At 62.3% G+C, this 25,711-nt stretch carries 29 protein-coding genes and 4 tRNA genes; 26 read left to right on the top strand and 7 right to left on the bottom strand.

Translation table 11 applies throughout. The annotated features are described in order from the left end of the window. Positions 1-89 precede the first annotated feature (89 nt). The 3 genes from NKJ76_RS19975 (at position 90) to NKJ76_RS19965 (ending at position 2,970) form a co-directional block, all read left to right on the top strand. The gene (locus NKJ76_RS19975; RefSeq protein WP_023738916.1) at positions 90-1,517 is read left to right on the top strand and encodes an amidase; all 1,428 of its coding nucleotides are present in this window, start codon (positions 90-92) and stop codon (positions 1,515-1,517) included. A gap of 69 nt (positions 1,518-1,586) precedes the next feature. Next, the gene (locus NKJ76_RS19970) at positions 1,587-2,276 is read left to right on the top strand and encodes a TetR/AcrR family transcriptional regulator (RefSeq protein WP_023681477.1); all 690 of its coding nucleotides are present in this window, start codon (positions 1,587-1,589) and stop codon (positions 2,274-2,276) included. Positions 2,277-2,442: 166 nt separating this feature from the next. Then, positions 2,443-2,970 (top strand): DUF2569 family protein, encoded by a 528-nt coding sequence (locus NKJ76_RS19965; protein WP_352538189.1) that lies wholly within the window; start codon positions 2,443-2,445, stop codon positions 2,968-2,970. A gap of 128 nt (positions 2,971-3,098) precedes the next feature. Here NKJ76_RS19965 and NKJ76_RS19960 read toward each other — a convergent pair. Next, a tRNA-Thr gene (locus NKJ76_RS19960) sits at positions 3,099-3,174 on the bottom strand. A 157-nt stretch (positions 3,175-3,331) separates the two neighbouring features. On the opposite strand from NKJ76_RS19960, the gene NKJ76_RS19955 reads away from it, so the two are divergent. The 3 genes from NKJ76_RS19955 to NKJ76_RS19945 all read left to right on the top strand — a co-directional run bounded on the left by NKJ76_RS19955 (position 3,332) and on the right by NKJ76_RS19945 (position 4,352). Further along, on the top strand, positions 3,332-3,499 hold the full coding sequence (locus NKJ76_RS19955; RefSeq protein ID WP_023695307.1) for a hypothetical protein: 168 nt from the start codon (positions 3,332-3,334) through the stop codon (positions 3,497-3,499). A 128-nt stretch (positions 3,500-3,627) separates the two neighbouring features. Next, entirely contained in the window at positions 3,628-3,840 is a 213-nt protein-coding gene (locus tag NKJ76_RS19950) for a hypothetical protein (RefSeq protein ID WP_023695306.1), read from the top strand. A 203-nt stretch (positions 3,841-4,043) separates the two neighbouring features. Beyond that, positions 4,044-4,352, top strand: a complete 309-nt coding sequence (locus tag NKJ76_RS19945) for a BA14K family protein (protein ID WP_023667455.1) — start codon at positions 4,044-4,046, stop codon at positions 4,350-4,352. A gap of 74 nt (positions 4,353-4,426) precedes the next feature. On the opposite strand, the gene NKJ76_RS19940 is transcribed toward NKJ76_RS19945, so the two are convergent. Both NKJ76_RS19940 and bhcR read right to left on the bottom strand, forming a co-directional pair. Then, positions 4,427-4,837, bottom strand: a complete 411-nt coding sequence (locus tag NKJ76_RS19940; RefSeq protein ID WP_352538188.1) for a hypothetical protein — start codon at positions 4,835-4,837, stop codon at positions 4,427-4,429. Further along, positions 4,837-5,655 (bottom strand): HTH-type transcriptional regulator BhcR, encoded by an 819-nt coding sequence (gene bhcR, locus NKJ76_RS19935; RefSeq protein WP_352538187.1) that lies wholly within the window; start codon positions 5,653-5,655, stop codon positions 4,837-4,839. Before bhcR ends, NKJ76_RS19940 begins: the two co-directional genes overlap by 1 nt. A 204-nt stretch (positions 5,656-5,859) precedes the next feature. Here bhcR and gcl point away from each other — a divergent pair, with 204 nt between their 5' ends. The 3 genes from gcl (at position 5,860) to NKJ76_RS19920 (ending at position 9,654) form a co-directional block, all read left to right on the top strand. Next, a complete protein-coding gene (gene gcl / locus NKJ76_RS19930) occupies positions 5,860-7,641 on the top strand; it encodes a glyoxylate carboligase (protein WP_352538186.1) in 1,782 nt (593 codons plus the stop codon). Between the two features lie 168 nt (positions 7,642-7,809). Beyond that, positions 7,810-8,607, top strand: a complete 798-nt coding sequence (gene hyi, locus NKJ76_RS19925; protein WP_352538185.1) for a hydroxypyruvate isomerase — start codon at positions 7,810-7,812, stop codon at positions 8,605-8,607. A 162-nt stretch (positions 8,608-8,769) separates the two neighbouring features. Then, positions 8,770-9,654: a 2-hydroxy-3-oxopropionate reductase gene (locus NKJ76_RS19920; protein WP_352538184.1), complete on the top strand. Its 885-nt coding sequence runs from the start codon at positions 8,770-8,772 to the stop codon at positions 9,652-9,654. Positions 9,655-9,709: 55 nt separating this feature from the next. Here NKJ76_RS19920 and rlmB read toward each other — a convergent pair whose 3' ends face one another. Next, the gene (gene rlmB, locus NKJ76_RS19915) at positions 9,710-10,561 is read right to left on the bottom strand and encodes a 23S rRNA (guanosine(2251)-2'-O)-methyltransferase RlmB (protein ID WP_352538183.1); all 852 of its coding nucleotides are present in this window, start codon (positions 10,559-10,561) and stop codon (positions 9,710-9,712) included. Positions 10,562-10,771: 210 nt separating this feature from the next. On the opposite strand from rlmB, the gene NKJ76_RS19910 reads away from it, so the two are divergent. Together NKJ76_RS19910 and NKJ76_RS19905 are read left to right on the top strand one after the other, a co-directional pair. After that, positions 10,772-10,856 (top strand) — tRNA-Tyr (locus NKJ76_RS19910). A 28-nt stretch (positions 10,857-10,884) separates the two neighbouring features. Then, positions 10,885-10,958 (top strand) — tRNA-Gly (locus NKJ76_RS19905). Positions 10,959-10,966: 8 nt separating this feature from the next. Here NKJ76_RS19905 and NKJ76_RS19900 read toward each other — a convergent pair. Continuing rightward, a complete protein-coding gene (locus NKJ76_RS19900; protein WP_023695300.1) occupies positions 10,967-11,356 on the bottom strand; it encodes a VOC family protein in 390 nt (129 codons plus the stop codon). A 98-nt stretch (positions 11,357-11,454) separates the two neighbouring features. Between NKJ76_RS19900 and NKJ76_RS19895 the strand changes: the two genes are divergently transcribed. After that, the gene (locus NKJ76_RS19895) at positions 11,455-12,342 is read left to right on the top strand and encodes a helix-turn-helix transcriptional regulator (RefSeq protein ID WP_352538182.1); all 888 of its coding nucleotides are present in this window, start codon (positions 11,455-11,457) and stop codon (positions 12,340-12,342) included. Here the strand turns inward: NKJ76_RS19895 and NKJ76_RS19890 are convergent. Next, positions 12,339-12,815 (bottom strand): YidB family protein, encoded by a 477-nt coding sequence (locus tag NKJ76_RS19890; protein WP_023667447.1) that lies wholly within the window; start codon positions 12,813-12,815, stop codon positions 12,339-12,341. The two genes, NKJ76_RS19895 and NKJ76_RS19890, sit on opposite strands and share 4 nt — an antisense overlap. 131 nt (positions 12,816-12,946) lie before the next feature. Between NKJ76_RS19890 and NKJ76_RS19885 the strand changes: the two genes are divergently transcribed. Then, entirely contained in the window at positions 12,947-13,204 is a 258-nt protein-coding gene (locus tag NKJ76_RS19885; RefSeq protein WP_023667446.1) for a GlsB/YeaQ/YmgE family stress response membrane protein, read from the top strand. A gap of 65 nt (positions 13,205-13,269) precedes the next feature. On the opposite strand, the gene NKJ76_RS19880 is transcribed toward NKJ76_RS19885, so the two are convergent. Next, positions 13,270-14,157, bottom strand: a complete 888-nt coding sequence (locus NKJ76_RS19880; RefSeq protein WP_023681464.1) for a DMT family transporter — start codon at positions 14,155-14,157, stop codon at positions 13,270-13,272. Positions 14,158-14,469: 312 nt separating this feature from the next. Here NKJ76_RS19880 and tuf point away from each other — a divergent pair, with 312 nt between their 5' ends. From tuf to rplL, 13 genes are all read left to right on the top strand, one after another. After that, entirely contained in the window at positions 14,470-15,645 is a 1,176-nt protein-coding gene (tuf, locus tag NKJ76_RS19875) for an elongation factor Tu (RefSeq protein WP_023723394.1), read from the top strand. Between the two features lie 282 nt (positions 15,646-15,927). Beyond that, positions 15,928-17,427 (top strand): COG3904 family protein, encoded by a 1,500-nt coding sequence (locus NKJ76_RS19870; RefSeq protein ID WP_245272012.1) that lies wholly within the window; start codon positions 15,928-15,930, stop codon positions 17,425-17,427. A 14-nt stretch (positions 17,428-17,441) separates the two neighbouring features. After that, the gene (locus NKJ76_RS19865; protein ID WP_352538181.1) at positions 17,442-19,412 is read left to right on the top strand and encodes a COG3904 family protein; all 1,971 of its coding nucleotides are present in this window, start codon (positions 17,442-17,444) and stop codon (positions 19,410-19,412) included. A gap of 92 nt (positions 19,413-19,504) precedes the next feature. After that, positions 19,505-19,987 (top strand): group II truncated hemoglobin, encoded by a 483-nt coding sequence (locus NKJ76_RS19860; protein WP_352538180.1) that lies wholly within the window; start codon positions 19,505-19,507, stop codon positions 19,985-19,987. Positions 19,988-20,146: 159 nt separating this feature from the next. Next, positions 20,147-20,222, top strand: a tRNA-Trp gene (locus NKJ76_RS19855). Positions 20,223-20,650: 428 nt separating this feature from the next. Next, positions 20,651-21,115, top strand: a complete 465-nt coding sequence (locus NKJ76_RS19850; protein ID WP_023695292.1) for an Hsp20 family protein — start codon at positions 20,651-20,653, stop codon at positions 21,113-21,115. A gap of 73 nt (positions 21,116-21,188) precedes the next feature. Beyond that, on the top strand, positions 21,189-21,587 hold the full coding sequence (locus tag NKJ76_RS19845) for a hypothetical protein (protein WP_352538179.1): 399 nt from the start codon (positions 21,189-21,191) through the stop codon (positions 21,585-21,587). 557 nt (positions 21,588-22,144) lie between these two features. After that, positions 22,145-22,348, top strand: a complete 204-nt coding sequence (gene secE, locus NKJ76_RS19840; RefSeq protein WP_352538178.1) for a preprotein translocase subunit SecE — start codon at positions 22,145-22,147, stop codon at positions 22,346-22,348. Between the two features lie 27 nt (positions 22,349-22,375). Then, a complete protein-coding gene (nusG, locus tag NKJ76_RS19835; protein WP_006333333.1) occupies positions 22,376-22,903 on the top strand; it encodes a transcription termination/antitermination protein NusG in 528 nt (175 codons plus the stop codon). 172 nt (positions 22,904-23,075) lie between these two features. Then, entirely contained in the window at positions 23,076-23,504 is a 429-nt protein-coding gene (rplK, locus tag NKJ76_RS19830; RefSeq protein ID WP_006333334.1) for a 50S ribosomal protein L11, read from the top strand. Positions 23,505-23,508: 4 nt separating this feature from the next. Then, a complete protein-coding gene (gene rplA / locus NKJ76_RS19825) occupies positions 23,509-24,207 on the top strand; it encodes a 50S ribosomal protein L1 (protein ID WP_023667438.1) in 699 nt (232 codons plus the stop codon). A gap of 374 nt (positions 24,208-24,581) precedes the next feature. Further along, positions 24,582-25,100 (top strand): 50S ribosomal protein L10, encoded by a 519-nt coding sequence (gene rplJ / locus NKJ76_RS19820; protein WP_023667437.1) that lies wholly within the window; start codon positions 24,582-24,584, stop codon positions 25,098-25,100. 54 nt (positions 25,101-25,154) lie between these two features. Beyond that, a complete protein-coding gene (gene rplL / locus NKJ76_RS19815; protein ID WP_023667436.1) occupies positions 25,155-25,532 on the top strand; it encodes a 50S ribosomal protein L7/L12 in 378 nt (125 codons plus the stop codon). Positions 25,533-25,711: the final 179 nt, after the last annotated feature.

Here is a 25,711-nt window from a genome sequence, read left to right as displayed (position 1 = left end):
CCGGCCGAAGCTGACCAACATCGGGCCGCGGATCGCGGCCCTGCCATCGCCAATGCCAGATGCCGTAAAGCCGCCGCGGGAGATTTTCGATGTCCGATCTCGACCTTTGCTACATGCCGGCCAGCGAGGTGTTGCGGCTGTTCAAGGCGAAGAAACTGTCGCCTGTGGAACTGATGCAGGCCACCATCCGCCGCGCCGAGGCGACCAAGGCGACGATCAATTGCCTTACCTTCACGCATTTCGACGAGGCGATGGCTCTCGCCAGAAAAGCCGAAGCGAAATACGCCAGGGGCGCCAGGACCGGCGCACTCGAGGGCCTGCCGATCGGCATCAAGGATGAGAGCTACATCAAGGGCAAGCCGACCTCGCATGGCTCGCTGCTGTCCGGGGACGCGCTTGGCGGCCATACCTCGACGATGAACGAGCGTGTCATGAAGGCCGGCGGCATCGTCCACGCCCGCACGGCGACGCCCGAATTCAGCTGCGCCGGTTATACCTGGTCGAAGCGCTGGGGCGTCACGCGCAACCCCTGGAACCCGGATTTCACGCCGGGCGGGTCGTCGGGAGGTTCGGCGGCAACGCTGGCCTCCGGCACGTCGTCGATCGCAACCGGCTCGGACATAGCGGGCTCAATCCGCATCCCTGCCTCGGCCTGCGGCCTGGTCGGCTTCAAGCCGCCTTACGGCCGCAATCCCGATGAGCCGCCGTTCAATCTCGATTTCTACTGCCACACCGGGCCCTTGGCCCGAAACGTCGGGGATGCGATCCTGCTGCAGAACGTCATGGCCGGGCCGAGCCCGCTCGACATCGCCACGCTGCGCCCGAAACTGCGCCTGCCGCTCGACTACAAGCCGATCAAGGGTTGGAAGATCGCATTCTCCATGGATCTCGGGTCCTTCGAGGTGGATGCGGACGTGCGCAAGAACACGCTCGCTGCCTGCGATGTGTTCCGCTCGCTCGGCGCCACCGTCGAGGAGGTGGACCTCGGCTGGGGCGACGAGGTGCTCAAGGCCGGCATGGCCTATCTCGAACATCTCTTCGGCGCCTCGCTGTCGCCGCTGCTCGCCAAGCACGGCAAGGACATGACCAGCTATGCCAGGCAGTTTGCGCAGGACGGCCAGAAGTCGAAGGCCACGGACTTTGTCGCAACTTTGGACGTGGCGGCCAGGATGTACCAGACGCTGGGGCCGTTGCTGGAAAAATACGATGTGCTGATCTGCCCGACCAATGCGCTTCCCGCAGTGCCGGCGGAATTCGATCAGACCAAAGGCAAGGTCGAGATCAATGGACGAGAGGTGAACCCGTCGCTGGGCTGGGTGATGACGACGCCGTTCAACATGCTGAGCCGCTGCCCGGTTCTGTCGATCCCGTCGGGCCGCGCCGCCAACGGCGTGCCGACAGGCATCCAGATTGTCGGCCGCACCTATAGCGACGCTGACGTGTTCCGGGCGGGTATGGCCTATGAGACGGCTCGTGGTCAGTGGTACACGAATGCCGGGACACGCCCGACGCTGTGAGTCCGCAGGGCGCCGGCATGCCAAGGCAGCGGCGGGATGTTTCGGCCGCCGGGGAAAGGACTGACGACAATGGCGCAACGCATAGCCACTCCGGATGCGGGAAAAAGCAAGGCGGCAAAGGGTGCGGCGAACGACGCCGCGCCCAAGGACCGCCGGCGCGAGCGCGGCGAAGCGAGCGTCCAGCGCATCATCGACGCCACCATCGAGCTCATCGCGGAGGAGGGGCTGGCCAGCGTCACCATGCAGCGCATTGCCGGGCATGTCGGCTCGTCCAACGCACTGGTGGTCTTTCATTTTCGCAGCAAGGAGAACCTGTTCCGGGCCGTCCTGCAATATCTCAGCGACCAATATGACGCGCTGTGGCTGACGCTGGTGCGGGCGCCCGGCCTGTCGCCGGTCGAGCGGGTCTTGGGCGCGGTCGATTGCGCGCAACGCTTTGCCCGCCAGCATCCGAATTGGGTGTCGGTCTTCGTCGTGTTCTCCAGCGACCGCAAGAGCATGCAGCTCTACAACGAGATAGGCCTGCCCAGCGATCTCGCCTACACGGCCGAAGCGCGCGAACTGCTGATCGAGATTTCGCGCAGCGGCGGTTACACCGGCGTCGACATAGACACGCTGTCGGAGAGCCTGAATTATCTGGTTCACGGCGCCTGGTATTGGGACCATCTCAACCCGTCCAGCCGCGACACCGACGTGCTGCGCAAGACCATGCTGCTCCTGCTGCACCAGGCCTTTCCGCGGCATTTTGACTTGGGGTGAGATGCGGCCATTGCGAGCGACGACAGCGTCCTCTGCAAACCTAACCCGAAAATCTCTACGATGCCTTGATCTCTGTAAAAACGCTTGCACAATCCAGAGGTGGCGAGCTAAACAACCCAGGGATGCATTCGAGGGTGGGTAAATGTGGCATTGGGCGATACTTCTGTTGCTGATTGGCGTGCCGGTTTTCTTCGCCGTCCGGTCGTCGCGCAAATCCTCACAGAGCCCAGATGACCTCGTGGGGTTCGGCGGCTGGCTGATCCTGCTGGCGATCAGCCTGTCCCTTTCGCCGTTGCGCACACTTGTCGATATGGCCAGTCTGGTCAAAACCTACCAACAGCTTGTTACAGTGCCCAACGGGGCCTTGGCCATCTATGGCGAGGCAGCCCTCAATCTGGCATTTCTGGTGCTTCAGCTGGTCGTGCTTGTTTCGATGCTGCGGCGAAGCCACCGCTTCCCGCAGCTGTTCATATGTCTGTGGTTTGCGATCCCTCTCTTGTTCATACTGGACGCAGTTTGGATATCGACTGTGCTTGGTGTCCCGGTAAACCGTTTGCTTGCCGGAGGAGCTCTGGTTACACCTTTGGCATCCTTCATAGTCACAGGGATCTGGGCCGCCTACGTCTACAGGTCGGTCAGGGTGAGAAACACGTTCGGCGATACGGCGGCCATACAGGCTGCGACATTTTCCTAGAAGGTCCGACGGCTGCGAGTTGGCCTGATGTCGTGCTGCCAGCTCCGCCGAATAGAACCGTCGGCAGTCCTCCTTCGTCTACGAGCTTCGAAGGATGGCCCGCCATCCGAAGCTCGAAGAGCGAAGGATGGTGCCCCCGGACGGAATCGAACCGCCGACCTTCGGTTTACAAAACCGCTGCTCTACCAGCTGAGCTACAAGGGCACGGCGCTCCGGTTAGCATATTTCGTGCGCCAGTAAAGACAAAACTCCGTTTCGATCGCTAATGGACCCCGCCGAGGTGGGCGGGCCGCCATGCTGAAAACCGCCAATGCGATCCCTACATATCTCTCAGGTGCAAACGCATCGAACGGGGTGTCGCATGATCAGACTTGTCATCATCCTGCCGCTTGTCGTCATTGCCTGGCTGCTTGCGGTAAAGCTCATCAGGGACGTGAAGAGCGCCAATGTCGACTGGACCGGCATCGCCGCCATCGTCGGTTTTATCGCGATGGCGTTTTGGCTGCGGCATGTGACTGGGATGGGATGAATGGTGAATGGGCAAACGCCTTTCGGACGATTGACTATTCACAATCCACCCAAAGCCTTCGAACCTTTCACCACGTCACCGCAACTGATCTCCAGAGGCGAATGGTCGCCTCGATCAAGGAGATCATCATGTTGAAGCGCACTCTTACTTCGGGCCTGGTCGCCATCTTCCTCGCCACCGGCGCGCTCGCCGGTACCGTCCAGTCGTCCTCCGCTCACGGCCATCATCACCACCATCATCACAAGCACCACGACAAGCCCTGGTGGTGGTGGAACCATCACCACAAGCACCATCACCACAAGCATCATCATCACCACGGGAAGGTGATCATCTTCCTTTGAGCGAGACGACCTGCCTCGCGGAAAGGGCGGCTTCGGCCGCCCTTTTTTGCGTTGAGCGCTCGATCGATCAGATCATGGTTTCCATCGGCTGATTTCCAGCCTTCAAGAAAATCCCAAATTCTTTCGAACCTTTTTCCGCGCCGAAACGACAGATGATCAAGAGGCGGATGGATCGCCTCTCGCAACGAAACAAGGAGATCGTCATGTTCACGCGCAAAATCGCTTCTGCCCTCATCGCCAGCACCGTCGCCGCCACCTCGCTGGTCGGCACCGTCCAGCCGTCGGCCGCCCACAGCCATCACCACAACCGCGAAATCGGCATCGGCATCGCCGCCGGCGTCGGCGGCTTCGTGCTCGGCAGCCTGCTCAACCAGCAGCCCCGCACCGTCTATGTCGACGACGAGGGTGGTTCCTGGCACGTCCGCCGCTGCGCCAACCGCTACGCCAGTTACGATCCTTACTCCGACACCTATGTCGGCTATGACGGCTACCGCCACTATTGCCGCCTCTAAGAGAGGGAAGGCACACAATACGGAAAGGGGGGCTGTACGCAGCCCCTCCTTTCTGCATTTGAGTGCGGTGCGGGCTATGGTTTGGAGATCGGCAATCCCGCTGCACGGCAGATGCGGGCAACACTCGCATTCTGCGATTGATCGCCCATGGCGATGAGTTCGAAGCTGCTTCCTTCATCCGGATAGATCTTGGCGGCGAACGGTTGGTCTGTTGTATGACCACCGGACGACGTCTTTGCAGCGACATGGCCGCAGACCAGGATTTCGCGGCGGCCGTCAAGCGTTCGCTCGCCGGCACGCATCGTCCCGAATTTGGCGGATACAGGATCCTGCAAATGCTGGCGAATGCCGATCGTGATTGTCTCCTCCAAAGCGAGCGAGATCGGAATCTCGCTGACTTGCTGGGAGACAGGGGCGGGCTCGGGCGCCGTCGCCACGCATCCGCACAGTGAAGCGGCGAGCAAAAGCTGAAGCGTTCTCCTCATTATGGTCGGAACCCGCCGATCATCCTCGTCACCTCAGCGGCGGCGTCGTGCACCAGCGGCCCGATCTCGTCCAGCCGCTCCATCGTCACCCGCACCGTCGGTCCGGAGACCGAGACGCCGCCAATTGGCTCGCCGAACTCGTTGAAAATGGCGGCGGCTACGCAGCGCATGCCGGGATGCCGCTCCTCGTCGTCGACCGACCAGCCGCGGTGCTTGATGACAGCCAGGTCATGGGCCAGCGCCGAAATGTCGGACAGCGTCTTGTCGGTGAAGCGCTGCAGGCCCGACTTGCGCAGGATGGCGGCGACGCGTTCCGGCTCGAGCTGCGCCAGCACCGCCTTGCCGATGCCCGAGGCATGGAACGAGCTGCGCGTGCCCGGGCGGAAGAAGGCGCGGATTGCCTGATGCGTCTCGACCTGGCTGACGAAAACGACGCAATCGTCCTCGGCGACGCCGAGATTGGCTGTCTCGCCGGTCTTCTCCATCAATTCCTGCATGACCACGCGGGCCCGGTCGACAAGCTTGCGGCGGCGCAGGAAGGCGGCACCCATGCGGTAGGTCTCGACGCCGATCGACCACAGCTGGTCCGATGTATCGAACTCGACCATGCCGTGGTTCTGCAGCGTCGTCAGCATGCGGTAGGCGGTGGACGCCGCGAGCTCGCTACGCGCCGAAATCTCGCTCAGCGACAGGCCACTGCCTTCGGCGACGATGGCCAGGATGCGCAAGGCCCGGTCCAGCGACTGTACAGAACCGGCCTCGGACGGACCGTTGAAAGCGCGCGGCCGGCCGCGCTGGCGTTTTTCGCTGGTTTCCATGGCGGCATTGTCGCCGGTTTCGCCGAAATCGCAATGAAAAATTTTTTCATCGATTTTGATGGCCGGATTTATGGAAAACGAAAAAGCCAGGGGAATCAGTGTATAGAAGCGGTTTTCTCGAAATGAAAAATTATTCTGAAAAAATTGAAAAATGAAAACGACACTGGCATTGTCAACCAACCAACAATCTTGAGGAGGCTGGACATGGCCAGGATGCGCGCTGTCGATGCAGCGGTTCTCGTTCTCGAAAAGGAAGGCGTTTCCTGCGGCTTCGGCGTGCCGGGCGCGGCGATCAATCCGTTCTATTCGGCGCTGAAGGCGAGGGGCTCGATCCGCCACATCCTGGCGCGCCATGTCGAGGCGGCCTCGCATATGGCCGAAGGCTACACGAGAGCCAAATCAGGCAATATCGGGCTGTGCATCGGCACGTCGGGCCCGGCCGGCACCGACATGGTCACCGGGCTCTATTCGGCGGCGGCGGACTCCATCCCGATCCTGTGCATCACTGGTCAGGCGCCGCGGGCACGGCTCAACAAGGAGGATTTCCAGGCGGTCGATATCGCCGCCATAGCCGCACCCGTCGCCAAATGGGCGGTCACGGTCATGGAGCCCTATCTCGTGCCGATGGCGCTGCAGAAGGCATTTCACCTGATGCGCTCGTCGCGACCGGGCCCGGTGCTCATCGACCTGCCGGTCGACGTGCAATTGGCCGAGATCGAATTCGATATCGATGCCTATGAACCGCTGGTCCCGTTCAAGCCGGCAATGTCGCGCGCCCAGGCCGAAAAGGCCTTGGCGATGCTCAATGCCGCGGAAAAGCCGCTGATCGTCGCCGGCGGCGGCATCATCAACGCCGATGCGTCGGATCTGTTGGTCGAATTCGCCGAGATAACGGGCGTGCCGGTCATCCCGACGCTAATGGGCTGGGGCGCGATCCCCGACGACCACCGGCTGATGGCCGGCATGTGCGGGCTGCAGACCTCGCATCGCTACGGCAATGCGACGATGTTGGAAGCCGATTTCGTCTTTGGCATCGGCAATCGCTGGGCCAACCGCCACACCGGTTCGGTCGATGTCTACACCAAGGGCAAGAAATTCATCCATGTCGACATCGAACCGACCCAGATCGGCCGGGTGTTCGCGCCGGATCTCGGCGTCGTCTCGGACGCCGGTGCGGCACTAAAGATGCTGCTCGACGTCGCCACCGAATGGAAGACGGCAGGAAAGCTGCGCGACTGGTCGGGCTGGGCGAAGGAATGCCAGACCCGCAAGAAGACGATGAAGCGCAAGACGCATTTCGAGCAGGTGCCGCTGAAGCCGCAGCGCGTCTATGAGGAGATGAACAAGGCGTTCGGCCGTGACACCACCTACGTCACCACGATCGGCCTCTCGCAGATCGCCGGGGCCCAGTTCCTGCATGTCTACAAGCCGCGCAACTGGATCAATTGCGGCCAGGCCGGCCCGCTCGGCTGGACGCTGCCGGCAGCGCTTGGCGTGCGCGCCGCCGATCCGGATCGCACCATCGTGGCGCTGTCGGGCGACTACGACTTCCAGTTCATGATCGAGGAACTGGCGGCCGGCGCACAGCACAAACTGCCGTATATCCATGTCGTCGTGAACAATGCCTATCTCGGCCTGATCCGCCAGGCGCAGCGCGGTTTTGCGATGGATTTCGAGGTCAGCCTCGCCTTCGAGAACGTCAACCGCGCCAACGATCCGGAGGCCGGCTACGGCGTCGACCATGTCGCGGTCGCAGAAGCGATGGGCTGCAAGGCGGTCCGGGTGCGCAAACCGGAAGAGTTCGCCGGCGCGTTCAAGGAAGCGCAGCGGCTGATGAAGGAATACCAGGTGCCGGTGGTGCTCGAATTCATCCTCGAGCGCGTCACCAACATTTCCATGGGCACGGAAATCGACAAGATCACCGAATTCGAGGAACTTGCCGAAAGCCATGAGGATGCGCCGACGGCGATTGTGTTGCTCGATTAGGCGCGCCGATATTCAGGTGAGGCAGGCCTGCAAACGGCGCCTTCCTGCGCTTCCGGTGCTCACGTACAGAACGTACGTTCCGCTCCGGTTCTCGAAAGTCACCGTTTTCGACTCTGCCTGACCTGAATCTCAACACGCCTAGGGCCAAGCAGAAGAAGGAGAAAAAGAATGCCGCGTTTTTCAGCCAATCTGTCGATGCTCTTTGGCGAGCACGACTTTCTCGACCGTTTCGATGCCGCCGCCCGCGCCGGCTTCAAGGGCGTCGAGTATATCGGCCCCTACGACCATGCGCCTGACGTGGTCGCGGCGCGGTTGAAGAAGAACGGCCTGACGCAGGTGCTGTTCAATCTGCCGGCCGGCGACTGGGGCAAGGGCGAGCGCGGCATCGCCGTTTTGCCCGACCGCGTGCCGGAATTCCGCCAGGGCATCGCCAAGGCGATCAGCTATGCTCACGCGCTGGGCTGCGAGCAGGTCAATTGCCTCGCCGGCATCGCGCCGCAGGGCGTGGATCGTTCGGTGCTGGAAAATACCTTTGCCGAAAACCTGGCGTTTGCGGCCGAGAAACTGGAGCAGGCCGGCATCCGGCTTTTGATCGAGCCGATCAACACGCGTGACATCCCGGGCTTCTTCCTGAACTATTCGAACCAGGCGCTGGCGCTGATCGACCGCGTCGGCTCGAAGAACCTGTTCCTGCAATACGACATCTATCACATGCAGATCATGGAGGGGGATCTCGCCCGCACCATCGAGGCCAACCTCGGCCGCATCGCGCATATCCAGCTTGCGGACAATCCCGGCCGTCACGAGCCGGGGACGGGCGAGATCAATTATCCCTTCCTCTACGAGCATATCGACAGGATCGGCTATTCCGGCTGGGTCGGAGCGGAATACAAGCCGAAGGCGGGGACGGAGGCTGGGCTGGGGTGGTTTCGGGAGCTTAACGGGCAGGGGAGCGCGGCGGCTTAGGCGTCGCAGCCCCCTCATCCGGCCCTTCGGGCCACCTTCTCCCCGAGTGGAGAAGAGATAGATCGCCGAGGTTAGCGCCAGCCTCTTCTCCCCAACGGGGAGAAGGTGGCCGCGTAGCGGCCGGATGAGGGGGCGTTTCACACAGTCATTTGGAGAACAACAATGGAAACCATCGGCTTCATCGGTCTCGGCATCATGGGCGCGCCGATGGCGGGGCATTTGCTGGATGCCGGCTACACCGTCATCGCCAGCGACCACCGCTCGAAGCCGCCGGCCGATCTCGTCGCCAAGGGCTTGAGAAGCATCACCGGCCACGCGGCAGTGGCCAAGGCCGCGGATATCGTCATCACAATGGTCCCAGACACGCCGCAGGTAGCCGAGGTGCTGTTCGGCGAGAACGGTGTCGCTTCCGGCCTGAGCAAGGGCAAGCTGGTCATCGACATGAGCTCGATCTCGCCGATCGAGACCAAGGTTTTCGCCAAGAAAATGAACGATCTCGGCTGCGACTATCTTGACGCGCCGGTGTCGGGCGGCGAGGTCGGCGCCAAGTCGGCGTCGCTGACCATCATGGTCGGCGGCGAGGACAAGGCGTTCGAGCGCGCCAAGCCCGTCTTCGAAAAGATGGGCAAGAACATCACGCTTGTCGGCCCGAACGGCGTCGGCCAGACCACCAAGGTTGCCAACCAGATCGTCGTGGCCCTGACCATCGAGGCGGTCGCCGAGGCGCTGGTCTTTGCCTCAAAAGCCGGCGCCGACCCCGCCAAGGTCCGGCAGGCGCTGATGGGCGGGCTGGCGGCATCGCGCATCCTCGAAGTGCATGGCGAGCGCATGATAAAGCGCACCTTCGCGCCGGGCTTCCGCATCGAACTGCACCAGAAGGATCTCAACCTGGCGCTGGAAGGCGCCAAGGCACTCGGTGTCTCGCTGCCCAATACGTCGACGACGCAGCAGCTGTTCAACTCATGCTCGGCGAATGGCGGGGCAAAAGAGGATCACTCAGCGCTGGTTCGTGCGCTGGAGCGGATGGCGGGACATGAAGTGCGGTGAATGGTGAATGGTAAGAACGCTTCCATTCACCATTCACCATTCACTATTTCACCATTCACTTTCCAAGGAATTTCCGTGCCGCATAAAGGCTCACCGCCGCGGCGTTCGACACGTTGAGCGAGCGGATGGCGCCGGGCATGTCGAGGCGGGCGAGTGTCGTCACCGTCTCGCGCGTTTTCTGGCGCAGGCCCTTGCCTTCGGCGCCGAGCACCAACGCTATCTTTTCGCCTGAAAAACTCGTTTCGAGCTCCGCTGGCCCATCGGAATCGAGGCCAATGGTCTGGAAGCCGGCTTCGTGCAACTGTTCCAGCGCGTCGGCCAGGTTCTTCACCTCGATCTGGTCGATATGTTCCAGCGCGCCGGAGGCGGATTTGGCCAGCACGCCGGATTCCTGCGGGCTGTGGCGGGCCGTGGTGATCAGCGCACCGGCGCCGAAGGCGACCGCCGAGCGCAGGATGGCGCCGACATTGTGCGGGTCGGTGACCTGGTCGAGCACCAGCACCAGTTTGGTATCGCCGAGCGCATCGAGGCGCTTGGGCTTCAGCGGCTCGGCCTCGATCAGCACGCCCTGGTGGACGGCGTCCGAACCGGTGATCTTGTCGATGTCCTTCGGCTCGACCAGTTCGGCCTTGAACGGCAAAGCGGCGAGGTCGGCGATCGCCAGCCGCTCGGCGGCATTGCGCGTCACCAACATCTTTCTGATCCGCCGGCGCGGATTGTCGAGCGCGGCGCGCACCGTGTGCAGGCCATAAAGCCGCACCAGCCCGTCGACGGCGTTCTCGCCCGGCGGCACCGGCTGGCGCGGCCGGAAGGCGGGCGCGCCGCCGGCCTTCTCGTCGCGGTGGGCGCGACGCAGCTTGGCGTAATGGGTGTCTTTGGCGGTCTTGGGCGTGTTGTCATTGCTCATGGCCGGCTTCTATAGCCGCGTCGCCGGGCCATGGATACAGGCAGAAAGCCGGCTTGCCGGGTGAGCTGTCAAAATCAGCGCATTTTGCCTTGCGGTGCGGTTGACACCCACTGGCCTTGCCGCCATAAGGCGCTTCGCTGATTTCGGACAAAACCCTGGTTTCGACCTGATCGGCGAGAATGCCTCGTTGCAAGGCTTCGACGGCAGGCTGGAGAGGTGCCCGAGTGGTTAAAGGGGACGGACTGTAAATCCGTTAGCTTAGCTTACGTTGGTTCGAATCCAACCCTCTCCACCACTGCCAGCCCGCGAACCTTGAGGACGATGCGGGTATAGCTCAGTGGTAGAGCAGCAGCCTTCCAAGCTGAATATGCGGGTTCGATTCCCGCTACCCGCTCCAAACACTCATCAGATCTCTGCGAATATCTCGACAACGTTGCCGTCCGGATCGCGGAAGAACACTGTCCTGTGGCCCCATTCCTGGTCGGTGAGCGGCAGGACCGGCTGCACGCCCTTGGCCTGAAGCGCCTCGGCGCAGGCAGCGACCATCTCCGGCGCCACCCGGAATGCCAGCTGCAGCGACAGCGCATCCCGCTGCTGCGGCGTGTCGTTGAACATCATGCCGAGGCTGGTTAAGGCCAGCGTGTTCGGGCCGACCCGATATTCGATCCACCTGTCGCCGAGTTCGCGCTGCGGCTCAAATTCCATCACGTCCCCGTAGAAGTGCCGCATGGCGGCCATGTCGCGGGCGAAGATGACGGTGTAGTCGATCTGACGGATTTCATTGAGCGCGTTCATTGTCGAAGTTCCGTGGCTGATGTTGCGATCGCTCGCAACCTAGCTTTCCTTTAAAATGATACAAGACTATAGCTTATACTGGTATTGACGGTGACAGAATGACGTATGGCGGCCCACGGCACGACGAGCTTGCCCGCTTCCTGCGCGAGCGGCGGGACCGCTTGCCGCGGATCGATGGCGCCAATGGCCGCCGCCGGGCGCCGGGCCTCAGGCGCGAAGAGGTCGCCGCCGAGGCGGGGATCAGCACCACCTGGTACACCTGGCTCGAGCAGGGACGGGAGGTGAACGCGTCGCCGCAGGTGCTTCGCTCGCTGGCGCGGGTGCTGAGACTGAGCCGGTCGGAGCAGGCCTATCTCTTCCAATTGGCGCGGCCCGATCTCGATTGGCGAAACCGGCTCGGCGCGCAAGGCCTGCCCAGCGCGCCGTTGCTCAGCCTGCTCGACGGGCTGGCGCCGCACCCGGCATATGTCGTCAATCGCTACTGGCAGGTCGTCGCCTGTAACCATCCGGCGGCGGTGCTGCTTGGGGATTTCGAGACGGATGATGAGTGGTCCGGCAGCCTGCTCGCCCGGCTGTTTCTCGACCTGGAATGGCGGCAGCGCTTTGTCGACTGGCCGGAGGTTTCGCGCTCGGCGGCGGCGCAGTTCCGGCTTGCCACTGTCGCCATGACTCGCGATCCGGTGCTGGCTGCGCTGGTTTCGTCACTGGAAGCGGCAAGCGAAGCGTTCGCCACGTGCTGGAACAGCCGCGACATCGCCGAGCCACCGATCTGGCGGAAATCCATCCGGCACCCTGTCGCCGGCGCGATGTCCTTCGATTTCGCCACGCTGCAGCCGGGCGGCCGCGACAGTGATTTCTCGGTTTCCGTCTACACGCCGGTCGATGCGTCGACTGCCAGGCGGTTCGCCGCGCTGGTCGGAGCAACGCCCGACAGCCGCAAGGCGGTGCCGGGCGTGTTTGCGCGTGATGCAGGCGCAGAAGTCTAGCTGTTGAAAGCGGACGCGACCTGGTGTTGCTGCGGCACCTGTCCGTTCGGCGTCAGTCTGTCGACAATGCCGGGCAGGGCTGTGGACAATTGCTTGAGCAACTCCTGCTCGTCCAGTCCGGTCCTTTGCGCGATCTCTCGAATGACCTGCGGGCCGATCGCCTTGCCCAGATCATTGGCGTTGATCGGCTGGTTCTGCCCGGTGCCGACCCATGAGTCAGCAACATTGCCTTGGCCGGCATTCTTGAGCTTGTCGAGCAGTCCGCCCAGTCCGCCAAGCAGGCCGCCGTCGCCTGAGGCCGTGGTTCCGGTGGGGGCTGGCGTTTGAGGCTGGGCGGGCTCGCCCGTCTCTTCGGCACTCGTCTGTTCGGCGCTTCTGCCGCTCAGCATCTTTCCCACCAGCAGCGCGCCGAGCGCGATCATCAGCGGTTTGGTGATGTTGCCGCCAGGTACGGCGTTGTCAAAAAGTCCCATAGGTCAATCCTCCATAACGACCAAGCCCGTCCCGCCGGCTACAATGGAGCATGCGGGCGGAAATTCAAGTTGGCTTGAGCTTTTGACAATCATGTGACCATGATCGGCCGGCGGGGGAATGGAGAGGAAAAATGGGCATTATCAGTTGGATCATCCTCGGCGTCATCGCCGGCTTTATCGGCAGCAAGATCGTCAACAAGACCGGCCAGGGCCTGATCATGGATATCGTGCTCGGCATTGTCGGCGCCATCGTCGGCGGGCTGATCTTCAGCGCCTTTGGCGCCACGGGCGTGACCGGCCTCAACATCTGGAGCCTGATCGTCGCCGTCATCGGCGCGGTGGTCGTGCTGTGGGCCTATCACCAGTTCTCCGGCAAGCGAACGCTTTAGGCACCAGTCTGCCGACTGGCTGACCGCAGGACGGCCAAACCTGCTTCGACGCGTTGACTTGAAGGTCAGGCGACGACGGTCAGCCTGCGTTTGCGTTCATCAAGCGAGACGATGGTCAGCCCGCTCGCGACCACCAGCAGGATGCCGCAGACCGCCAGGGCATTCGGGAACTGCCCGAATACCAGCACGCCTGAGATGACCGCCCAGACGGTAAAGCAGTAGTAGAACGGCGCCACCACGCCGGTCGGACCGACGCGATAGGCCATGAAGATGAAGAAATGGCCGAAGATCAGGAAGAATCCGGCGCCGGCCATGAGCAGCAGGTGCCGGGCTTCCGGCATCACCCAGCGCTCGGAAACGAGATGCGCGGCGCCCGCGCCGATCAGCACCACCACGACGGCGGAAATGGCGACGATCATGCCCGGCACTTCGGCCGCGACCCGCCTGCCGGCAAGATCGCGCGCCGCCGCCAATGCCGCGTTGCCGAGCGCCAGCAACGCATAGACCGAGATGCCCTGCATGGTCGGCTGGGCCACCATAAGCGCACCGATGAAGCCGAGCCCGATCAGCGCCATGCGCACGCCGCCGATCCGTTCGCCGAACAGGATGGAGGAGCCGACCAGCATCAAAAGCGGGGTGATCTGCCCGAGCGCGGTCGAATCGGCGATCTGCATGTTGGCCAGCGCCACGACGTAGCAAAGGATGGCCGCCAGCTCGAGCAGGTTGCGGCGCAGCACGCGTTTGTCGAAGATCAAAGGGATCTGCCTGCCATAGCCCAGCAGGAACAGCAGCGGCATGCCCCATAGCGTGGCCGCGACCCCGCGCAGGAACAGCACTTCATAGGACGGCAATCCCGCTGTGGCGAGCTTCATCATCGTGTCGTTGACGAGGTACGACCCCGTCGAAACGATCATGAACAGCGGGCCGCGTATGGAGGTCGGTATGAATTGCATGGGGCAACCAAATCAGACCGCCGCCGCAGCGGCAATGGGCCAGGCGCCGGCTGCACATCCGGCAGGCAAAGGCCAGGACATGGGCGGGACAGGACATGGGCGGGAATAGCAAACAGGTGCTGGAGCCCGCAGCCCCCATTTCATTTCCGCTCGCGCGTTCCTATATCAGCGCCACATCCCGCAATCGGATCATCGGTTGAGACCGAGTGGACAGCGCACCCGGCCACAAGGCACTTGTGTTTTTCGGCCGTAGTCGCTAATCGCCCCGCATTCGACTGAACTGAAGGTCAAGGCCGTCCAAGGAAAGAGACTATGGCAAAAGGTAAATTCGAGCGTAACAAGCCTCATGTGAACATTGGCACGATTGGCCACGTCGATCATGGCAAGACGTCGCTGACGGCGGCGATCACGAAGTATTTTGGCGAGTACAAGCGCTACGACCAGATCGATGCGGCGCCCGAAGAGAAGGCCCGCGGCATCACGATTTCGACGGCGCACGTCGAATACGAGACGGCAGCGCGCCACTACGCCCACGTCGACTGCCCCGGCCACGCCGACTATGTGAAGAACATGATCACGGGCGCCGCGCAGATGGACGGCGCGATCCTGGTCGTGTCGGCCGCCGACGGCCCGATGCCGCAGACCCGCGAGCACATCCTGCTTGCCCGTCAGGTCGGCGTGCCGTCGATCGTGGTGTTCCTGAACAAGGTCGACCAGGTCGACGATGCCGAGCTGCTCGAACTGGTCGAGCTCGAGGTTCGCGAGCTTCTGTCGAAGAACGAGTTCCCCGGCGACGACATTCCGATCGTCAAGGGTTCGGCGCTGGCTGCTCTGGAAGATTCCAACAAGACCATCGGCGAAGATGCGATCCGCGAGTTGATGGCTGCGGTCGATGCCTATATCCCGACGCCGGTTCGTCCGCTGGACAAGCCGTTCCTGATGCCGATCGAAGACGTGTTCTCGATCTCGGGCCGTGGCACGGTCGTGACCGGCCGCGTCGAGCGCGGCATCGTCAAGGTCGGCGAGGAACTGGAAATCATCGGCATCCGTCCGACGACCAAGACGACCTGCACGGGCGTCGAGATGTTCCGCAAGCTGCTCGATCAGGGCCAGGCCGGCGACAACATCGGCGCGCTGCTGCGCGGCGTTGATCGTGAAGGCGTCGAGCGCGGCCAGGTTCTGGCCAAGCCCGGTACGGTGAAGCCGCACAAGAAGTTCGTGGCCGAAGCCTACATCCTGACCAAGGACGAAGGTGGCCGTCACACGCCGTTCTTCACCAACTACCGTCCGCAGTTCTACTTCCGCACGACCGACGTGACCGGCATCGTGTCGCTGCCGGAAGGCACGGAAATGGTTATGCCCGGCGACAACATCACGGTCGATGTCGAGCTGATCGTGCCGATCGCCATGGAAGAGAAGCTGCGCTTCGCCATCCGTGAAGGCGGCCGCACCGTCGGTGCCGGCATCGTCGTCACCATCAAAGAGTAATCGAGCCCGGCATCGCCGGATCGAAACGGATAGGGGCGGCCCTCGGGCCGCCCTTTTTCGTTGGCCAGATGTGCCTGTTTGGGGTCCCAATCTCTGTTGCAAGTCTGTGAGCCTCTACAGTATAGATTGGGTTGAGGGCTTGGTCGGATGGTTCCACAGCACCGTTTGCATAGTCGGCCATGGTTGGCACTGGGGCTGATCTGCCTGGTGTCGATGCTTGCCGTGGGCAGCGCCGCCTTCGCGGCCGAGACAAAAAATTCAGAGCCGGATCCGGATCCGCCGATGCGGTTCGTCGTCGTGCGTAGCGACGCGGCGGGCTGTGAGCCGACCTGTCCGGAATGGATATCGGCCGAGGGTGCGATATCGGCCAAGTCGCCGGCGCTGCTCAAGGCTGCCCTGAAAACGCTCGGCGGCCGCAAATTGCCGATCGTCATCAACTCTCCGGGCGGCGATGTCGATGCGGCCATCGCCATGGGCCGGATGATACGCAAGAACAAGCTCGACATCGCGGTCGGCAGGACGTGGTTCGTCGGCTGCGAGCCGGGGATGAAAAACTGCAAGGAGAACGACGCCAGAGGCGCGCACTATATCGGCAGCCCCTATGTGCTCGGCAGCTATTGCGCGTCCGCTTGTCCAATGATGCTGGCCGGCGGCACCAGGCGCCTGGTCGGGCCGCTGGCCTATCTCGGCGTCCACCAGATCACGACCACGATCGTGCAGATGAACGTGCAGTATCAGGTCCGCTACCGGATCGTGAAAGGCAAGAAGCGGGTCATCAGCAAGAAGGTCGTCAGCCGCAAGAACACCGGCAGCTACAAGACCTACGAGATGAGCAAGGGGGTGGAGCGCAAGCTGTCCGCCTATTTCAAGGAGATGGGTGTCGACCTCAGCATCATCGAGACGATGAAGAGCACGCCGGCCAGCGACATCCAGCAGATCGACCTCAGCGACATGCTGACAATGAAGCTGGTCACCAGCGACGACGCTGCAGATTTGCTGACCAGCGCAAGCCTGTGCAGGCTGAACCTTCCGGCTCCGAATTGCCGGGAGATACCGGAGAACAAGCCAGCCGGCGGCCTGCCGGACGTGGCAAAGGCTGCGCCGCTGCCGGTGAAGCCGGAGAGCGCGCCGCACGATGACGGCATGCGCTTTGTCGTGGTTCGCGGCAGCAACCCGCTCTGCAATCCCGACTGCCCGGAATGGATTGCAGCGCAAGGCGCGATTACGCCCCAGACGCCGCAGAAACTCAGCCAATTGCTCGCCACGCTTGGCAACCGGCGGCTGCCGGTGGTGATCAGCTCGCGAGGCGGCGACCTCTCCGGCGCCCTGGCGGCGGGCCGGATCATCCATGAAAAGAAGCTCGACGTTGCCGTTGCCCGCACCGATTTCGTCGGCTGCGACCCGGCAGAGTGGAATTGCCTGGCCAAGGACGGCGCCTATGCCGGGCTGAGCGTCGATGGCGACGGCGAGTGCGATTCGGCCTGCGCGCTCATGCTGGCCGGTGGCGCCAGGCGGCTTGTCGGTTCCCAGGCGCGGCTCAGCCTCTATCTGATGGGGCAGAAGCAGGCGGTCAAATCCTACCTCGACGAGATGGCGATCAGCCCCGCTTTGTTCCGGGCGCTCCAGGGCAGTTCGGTCGAGCGTCAGCTCGAACCCGACATGATGCTGGAGGTCGGCCTGACGACCGGGCGCCAGTCGGTGGATGCGCTGACGGGGTCCAGCATCTGCAGATCGGCGCCGAAACCTGAGAATTGCCGCGTGGTGCCGTCGTCCAATGGCTGATCGCGCCTATCGTCATGGAAGAGAAGCCTTGCTTCGCCTTCCGTGAAGGCGGCCGCACCGTCGTGCCGGCGTCGTCATCACCATCGAGAAATAGTCGAGCCGGTGTCAGCCGGATGGACCAGGAAAAGGGCGGTCTTTGGGGCTGCCTTTTTGTTTCCGGCGTTGCGCGGCACAAGTATTGCACGATTGTTTCAAAGCTATTGCAAGCACCGTCGCCGCAACTATTATGGATTGCATTGAGGGGTTTGCCGGGCGTGGTTTTGGGACAACGTTCAGACACTGTGGGACGGTGGCGGCGCGGGCTGGTCCGGCTGTCGACGGTGGCCGCGATGGCGATGGCTGCCTTCGCCGCGAAGGCCGAGGATGCCTCCCCCGGGACATGGCAGACAGTACCCCCTCTGCAGGGAGTGCTCTATCCGACCGATCCGACGATATGGACCGACGATCACTCGGAGATGAAGTTTGTCGTCACGCGCAGCAGCGCACCTGGCTGCGAGCCCAATTGTCCGGAGTGGATCTCCGCCGAAGGCGACATCTCAGCCGGCACGCCAGCCTTGCTCAAGCGTACCTTGAAGAAGCTTGGCAGCCGCAAACTGCCCATCATCGTCAATTCCTTTGGCGGCAACGTCAATGCAGCGCTCGAACTTGGCCGGATAATCCGCAAGAACAAGCTCGATATCGCCGTAGGCAAGACCGAGTTTTCCGTCTGTTGGCCCGGGACGGATGGTTGTGGTTTTAGTTACGGCAAAGGTTCCGCCTATCTCGGCCGGGCGTCTGATGGCGCCAGCTGCAACTCCGCCTGTCCGCTGATGTTTGCCGGTGGCGTCCGCCGCGTGGCCGGCGGCTGGAACTATCTGGGTGTTCATCAGATCACCACCACCTGGTTCCCCTCCACAACGCACTACCGGACCACATATCGCGTCAAACGGGGCAAAAAATATCGGGTCACCACGCAAACGGTCACTCAAGGTGAAAGCTACAAGACCTATGAGATGAGCAAGGGGTACGCGAGAAAGATCTCGGCCTATCTCCGAGAGATGGGTATCGGGCAGGGCGTGCTGGACTTGATGAAGGCGACGCCGGCGAGCGACATCAGGCAGATCGGCCTCCACGATATGCTGACGATGAAACTGGCGACCAGCACGGACACTCTTGAGCTGTTTACCAGAGCAAGTTTGTGCATGTTCGACCCGCCGGCTCCCAATTGCCGGGAAGTGCCTGGACCGGCAGGCAAGCCGACGCCGCCGGTCGCTGCCACGACGGTCGCAGTCAAGCTCGCGAATGTGGCAGCCAAGCCCGCCGCTGTCACAAAGCCTTTGCCGGACCCCGCAGCGGCTCGTGTGGATATGAGCTTTGTCGTGGTCCGCGGCAGCGACCAGCATTGCACGCCGCAGTGTCCGCAATGGATTTCTGCGCAAGGCGCGATCACGCCTCAGACACCGCAAAAATTGCGCCAATTACTCGACACGCTTGGCAACCGGCGGCTGCCCGTGGTGATCAGCTCACGAGGCGGAGACTTGTTCAGCGCTCTGGCGACCGGACGGATCATCCATGAAAAGAAGCTCGACGTCGCCGTTGGCCGCACCGATATCGGTGACCCGGTCGAGGACGGCATCTATGCCGGGCTGAGCTTCGACGCCGGAGCCGACTGCGATTCGGCCTGCGCGCTCATGCTGGCCGGTGGCGCCAGACGGTTTGTCGGCCCCCAGGCGCGACTCAGCTTCTACCTGATGGGACAGAAGCAATTGGTGAAGACGTATCTGAATGAGATGGCGATCAGCCCCCGTCTGTTCACAGCGCTTCAGGACCGTTTCGCCGAGCGTGAGCTCGACCCTGATATGATGCTGGAGGTCGGGCTGACGACCGGGCCCCAGTCGGTGGATGCGCTGACGGGTCCCGGCATCTGCAAGTCGGTGCCGAAAGCTGAGAACTGCCGCGTGGCGCCGTCGCCCAACGCCCAGGCCGAAGCGCCGGCCAAATTGTAGCGCGGCGGGTTCACACTCGCCATCGAGGCAGGTTGAGCAGGGCGCGATTTCCGCTATCGTCGTGCCGGCGCCGGGCTGGCGGAGGATCGACAATGAGCCAGGACATCCCGACACTCTACGAATGGGCCGGCGGCATCGAAGCCCTCAACCGGCTGACGGAAACCTTTTACGACAAGGTGTCGCGCGACCCGGTGGTCGGCCCAGTGTTCAAACACATGTCGCCGGATCATCCCGCGCATGTCGCGGCCTTCATCGGCGAGGTTTTTAGCGGACCCAAGACCTACAGCGAACAGCATGGCGGCCATCGCGAGATGGTCATGCATCACTTGGGCAAGCATCTGACGGAGGAACAGCGCCGCCGCTGGATCAGCCTGCTTGCCGATGCCGCCGATGCGGTCGGGCTGCCGGACGATCCCGAATTCCGTTCCGCCTTCATGGGCTATGTCGAATGGGGGTCACGGCTTGCCAAGATGAATTCCACCCTCGGCGAGACCTGCGACCCGCAGACCGAACCGATGCCGGCCTGGGGCTGGGGCGTGCCGGGCGGGCCGTACAAGCCGCCGGCCGGGGGCTGAGCGCCGGCATGCGGCTTCAGGCAGGCGAAAAATCGAGATAGGCAGGGACAGGCTGGTCATCACCTATTCGGATTTTGGCAAAGGATCTGAAAGCGCGTCAGACAACTCTTTACAGCGCGCCCGGAAGCTTTTAGGAAGCGCCTGCGCTGAAACGCGCGTACGGGCATAGCTCAGTTGGTAGAGCGGCGGTCTCCAAAACCGCAGGTCGTAGGTTCGAGCCCTGCTGCCCGTGCCATTTTCCTCGTTGGAATCCGGCATTTTAGAAACGCCTTGTTTTGGCTCCTCGTTTGGTTGGGCTGAAGCCGCGTACTCGACGAGCGACGTTCCGAAGGCATGCGCAGAGCGAGAGCGCTGATGCGCAATGCCGAAGTCGGCGTATTTCCACGAACCGATTTCCTTGATCCAACTGCCATTGGCGAGCCAATTGCCATTTGCGTTCACAATTCAGAATAGGCATATTTTGCTGCCGCCGGCTGCTTTTCAGCGGCTGCGAATTATTGGAAGCGGGATGCTGGCCTGGCTTCTGAAATTTTCTGAACAGGGCTCTTGAACCCGTTTTCGGCCCTTCCTAATTCGTTTCGCGCCGAGGCCGATTGGCTTGGCAAAAGACGGCGCTGCTGGGCGGCGCCCTTGTACCCATGTTGCTTCAAGGAGGATGTGGCTATGAGAACCTTTGATACTCTCTATCGGACCACCGTCGGTTTCGACCGGCTTTTCGACATGCTCGACAGCGGCACGCGTCCAGACTGGCCGCCCTATAACATCGAGAAGGTCGACGAGAACGATTACCGTATCTCGATGGCCATCGCAGGCTTCAGCCAGGATGAGGTTGAGCTGACCCAGCATGGACCCGAACTGGTCGTGGTAGGCCAGAAGGCTGATGATCAGAGCGGACGCCAGCTGCTGCACCAGGGCATCGCCTACCGCAGTTTCAGGCAGACGTTCAAGCTTGCCGACCACATGAAGATCAAGGCAGCAAACCTTGAGAAGGGTCTCCTGACCATCGACATCGTCCGTGAGATTCCCGAAGAGCTGAAGCCGCGCCGCATCAGCATCGGGGCCGGCGACGCTCAGGTGGGCGGCAAGCAGATCGCCCAGGATACGGAACGCACCCGCAAAGCGGCCTGATCGTATCGATTCAGTTATCCCTGCGGTCCGCCTCCCGGCTTCGGCCGGGAGGCCCAGATTGCGGAGAATGGAGATGGACAACTTCTACGAGACACCGACACTTTCTGCGGCACGCTCGGGCAAAATTGAAACTTCTTTGTGCCTGCTCGACAATCCAGACGACGTCATCAACCATCCACGCCTCAGCCGTGGAGAAAAGCGGGCACTGCTTTCCTCGTGGGCGTCCGATGCCTGCGCGGTGGAAAACCAGCCTGCCTTGCGCCGCCTGGACAACGGCACGGTAATCCCTGTCGACCAGATTCTGAGGGCGTTGAAGGCTCTGGATGAGAAACCCACGCTGGGGAAAGAGACTTCAGGCCGGGTGCTGCCTTGGCGACCCTCCTCGCGCCGCAGCGGTCTCAAAGCTTCGCGGCGTCGTGGCCGTTCTTTCGGCCCGACGATGACGACGACCCGCCCCCGTGCCCGGCAGTGATCGCGCCGCGCCCACGCCCACCATGCGGAATGGGCGCAGTGGCCGGGGTCGAACTCGCCTGTGCCTAACTAACCCTGGGTTGATCCAGCTGCCTCGGCATGGGCAGCTGGATTCCAATCTTGCGTGCGCTTCATTTGGTTTCCAAAACAGCAGGTCGCAGGTTCGTCCGCAACGCCATTTCCTCGAACTTGTAATAGCGTGCCTGATTTCCGGATCCACCTCCTGGAATTGGGGTCCGGCATTGAAAAAGGGCAGGTGGCTTGCCATATTGGGCGAACTGAGGCATAAGGCCCCGATAGCCGGGACGGGACGACTGGATGGTTCCGAGGCGGCGTTTGGTCATAAAGCGGACACTTGCCACTTGCGTGGATCAAGAATCGGTTTTATGTAGACACAACAGACACGCGACGCGTGGAGCTGGGAAGCCGGCTTTACGCGTCCGATTTGCATGGGCGAAATGGCGCTGATTCGGCGTCGACTTGAACCCAGGCGGCACGTCCCGGCCAGCGGGATCATCCAGGAGACCCGGCCAACGGGTCTTGAAGACAGAGCGGCATATGGCTTCGAAAACCACAAATCCTTTCGTCTTTCTCCAGCAGGTCCGCGCGGAAACTGCCAAGGTGACTTGGCCGTCGCGCCGGGAGGCGATGATCTCGACGGTGATGGTGCTCGTATTCGCGGTCATCGCGATGATCTTTTTCTTCACCGCCGACGTGGCCATGGGCTACGCGATCGAGCGGTTACTGAGCCTCGGCCATTAAGTCCGGCGATTACGGAGAAGTCTTGAAATGACCGCGCGCTGGTACATCGTCCACGCCTATTCGAACTTCGAAAAGAAGGTCGCCGAGGACATTGAGAACAAGGCCAAGCAGAAGGGCCTGTCCGCCGATATCGAGCAGATCGTGGTGCCGACCGAGAAGGTCGTCGAAATCCGCCGCGGCCGCAAGGTCGATGCCGAGCGCAAGTTCTTTCCGGGCTATGTGCTGCTCAAGGCCAATCTGACCGATGCGGTGTTCTCGCTGGTCAAGAACACGCCGAAGGTCACCGGCTTCCTCGGTGACTCCAAGCCGGTGCCGATCACCGAAGCCGAGGCGCAGCGCATCCTGAACCAGGTTCAGGAAGGCGTCGAGCGGCCGAAGCCCTCGGTCACTTTCGAGATCGGCGAGGCGATCCGCGTTTCGGATGGTCCGTTCGCCTCGTTCAACGGTTTCGTCCAGGAAGTGGACGAGGAGCGGGCGCGGCTCAAGGTGGAAGTTTCGATCTTCGGGCGCGCCGTGCCGGTCGATCTGGAATTCGGACAGGTCGAAAAGGGCTGATCCGAAAACCCTGCGCCGGTTCGCCGGCAAGGGGAGGCGGCGCGGAAAGCGCGCGGCCATGAACGGGTGGGAGGCGAATGCGGCTTTAGCCGGCCGCGCGGACCGCACCACCAGACTGCAACCGCCGGTGTTCCCGATACTGGGGCCGGCATGAGATAAAGGCAGGAAAGAGATGGCTAAGAAAATTGCAGGCCAGCTCAAGCTCCAGGTCAAAGCGGGATCGGCTACGCCGTCTCCGCCGATCGGCCCGGCACTTGGTCAGCGCGGCATCAACATCATGGAATTCTGCAAGGCGTTCAACGCGCAGACCCAGGAAATGGAAAAGGGATCGCCGATCCCGGTCGTCATCACCTATTACCAGGACAAGTCCTTCACCTTCGTCATGAAGACGCCGCCGGTGAGCTACTTCCTGAAAAAGGCGGCGAACTTGACTTCGGGTTCGAAAGAGCCGGGCAAGATCAAGGCCGGCACGATCGGTCGCGACAAGGTGCGCGCCATCGCCGAACAGAAGATGAAGGATCTGAACGCAAACGACGTCGAGGCGGCCATGCGCATGGTCGAGGGCTCCGCCCGCTCGATGGGTCTGGAAGTGGTGGGCTGAGATCATGGCAAAGATTGCAAAGCGTGTATCGAAGTCCCGCGACGGCATCGACCCCAACAAGGCCTATGCCCTTGGTGAGGCGCTGAAGCTGCTCAAGGACCGTTCGACGGTGAAGTTCGACGAGACCATCGAAGTTGCGATGAACCTCGGCGTCGACCCGCGCCATGCCGACCAGATGGTCCGCGGCGTGGTCAACCTGCCGAACGGCACCGGCCGCTCTGTCCGCGTCGCCGTGTTCGCACGTGGCGGCAAGGCCGATGAGGCTCGCGCCGCCGGCGCCGACATCGTCGGTGCCGAGGATCTGGTCGACATCGTCCAGAAGGGCACGATCGACTTCGATCGCTGCATCGCCACGCCGGACATGATGCCGCTGGTCGGCCGTCTGGGCAAGGTGCTCGGCCCGCGCGGCATGATGCCGAACCCGAAGGTCGGCACCGTCACCACCGACGTCGCCGCCGCCGTCAAGGCATCGAAGGGCGGCGCTGTCGAGTTCCGCGTCGAGAAGGCCGGCATCGTTCATGCCGGCGTCGGCAAGGTCTCGTTCGACGTCAAGGCGCTGGAAGAAAACGTCCGCGCCTTCGCCGATGCCGTGACCAAGGCAAAGCCGGCTGGCGCCAAGGGCAACTACGTCAAGAAGGTGTCGGTCACCTCGACGATGGGCCCGGGCCTCAAGCTCGACGTCTCGACGCTCGCAGCGTCTTGATACGAACATCTGGATCGGCTGCCAAGGCGTTGATCCGCAAGTGAATTCCGGGCCTCCGACTTGTCGGCGGCCCGGTACCGGAAGTCGAGAGGCTTCCGGACATCCTGTCCGAGATTGCAGGCGGCCCAGAAGCCTTAATCGAATTGGGCCTGCATGAGACGGGTGAAAACCGGACAACGGAGCGACAAGCTCCAATGAAAGGTTCGAACCGTGTTTGCCTTTTGTCTGCGCATCTCCGGCTTGCCGTCGATGTGGCGAAAGGGGGCAGGATCCTCGAGCGTCGTTCGGGAGATCTGTAATGGATGGCCCGGCCGGCAAAAAGGCAACCCGACGCCTGTCCCACTAGCGGGGCAGGGGTCAACTGGAGATAGGCAGTGGACAGAGCGGAAAAACGCGAACTCGTCACGGGCCTGAATGGTGCTTTTGCAGGCGCTGGTTCAGTCGTCGTGGCCCACTACGCCGGTATCACCGTCGCGCAAATGAACGACCTTCGGTCGAAAATGCGCGCTGCCGGTGGCACCGTCAAAGTCGCGAAGAACCGTCTCGCCAAAATCGCTCTTCAGGGCACGGACTCCGCATCGATCATCGACCTGTTCAAGGGACAGACGCTGATCGCTTATTCGGAGGATCCGATTGCGGCGCCGAAGGTCGCGTCCGATTTCGCCAAGGGAAATGACAAGTTGGTCATTCTCGGCGGCGCAATGGGCACCACCTCGCTCAACGCCGACGGTGTGAAGGCACTCGCCACACTTCCGTCGCTCGATGAGCTGCGCGCCAGGCTGGTTGGCATGATCGCCACGCCGGCAACCCGGATCGCCCAGATCGTCAATGCGCCAGCGGCTTCGGTCGCGCGCGTCATCGGCGCTTACGCCCGGAAGGACGAGGCGGCATGAGGCCGTTCCTCGCTATCACAAACACACGTTCGAACCTGATGAAGGAATACAACAATGGCTGATCTGGCAAAGATCGTAGACGACCTTTCGAAGCTGACCGTCCTCGAGGCGGCCGAGCTGTCGAAGCTTCTGGAAGAAAAGTGGGGCGTTTCGGCTGCTGCTCCGGTGGCGGTTGCCGCTGCCGGCGGCGCTGCCGCTGCTGCTGCTCCGGCTGAGGAAAAGACGGAATTCGACGTCGTCCTCACCGAGGCAGGCGCTCAGAAGATCAACGTCATCAAGGAAGTCCGCGCCATCACCGGCCTGGGCCTCAAGGAAGCCAAGGATCTGGTCGAAGCAGCTCCGAAGCCGGTCAAGGAAGCCGTTTCCAAGGCTGACGCTGAGAAGTTCAAGGCCCAGCTGGAAGCAGCCGGCGCCAAGGTCGACCTGAAGTAAGCGTAAAAGCGGCGGGCGGCCTCGCGCCGTCCGCCACTCCCTTCATCAGAGGGGAGGATGCGTAGCGCGAGATGTACGAGAACCTCTTTCCTGAGGGCCGAAACCGGCCTTCAGGAAACGGGTTTTCTCCCGTTTTAGCCGTCGCCGCCAGGCGGCGGGAAACAGATCAGGGGCCGCCG

The organism is Mesorhizobium sp. M0029 (genome assembly GCF_040323735.1).
Classification (GTDB): domain Bacteria; phylum Pseudomonadota; class Alphaproteobacteria; order Rhizobiales; family Rhizobiaceae; genus Mesorhizobium.
Note: the sequence above shows the minus strand (reverse complement) of the source record. Positions and strands in the feature narration are given on the sequence as shown.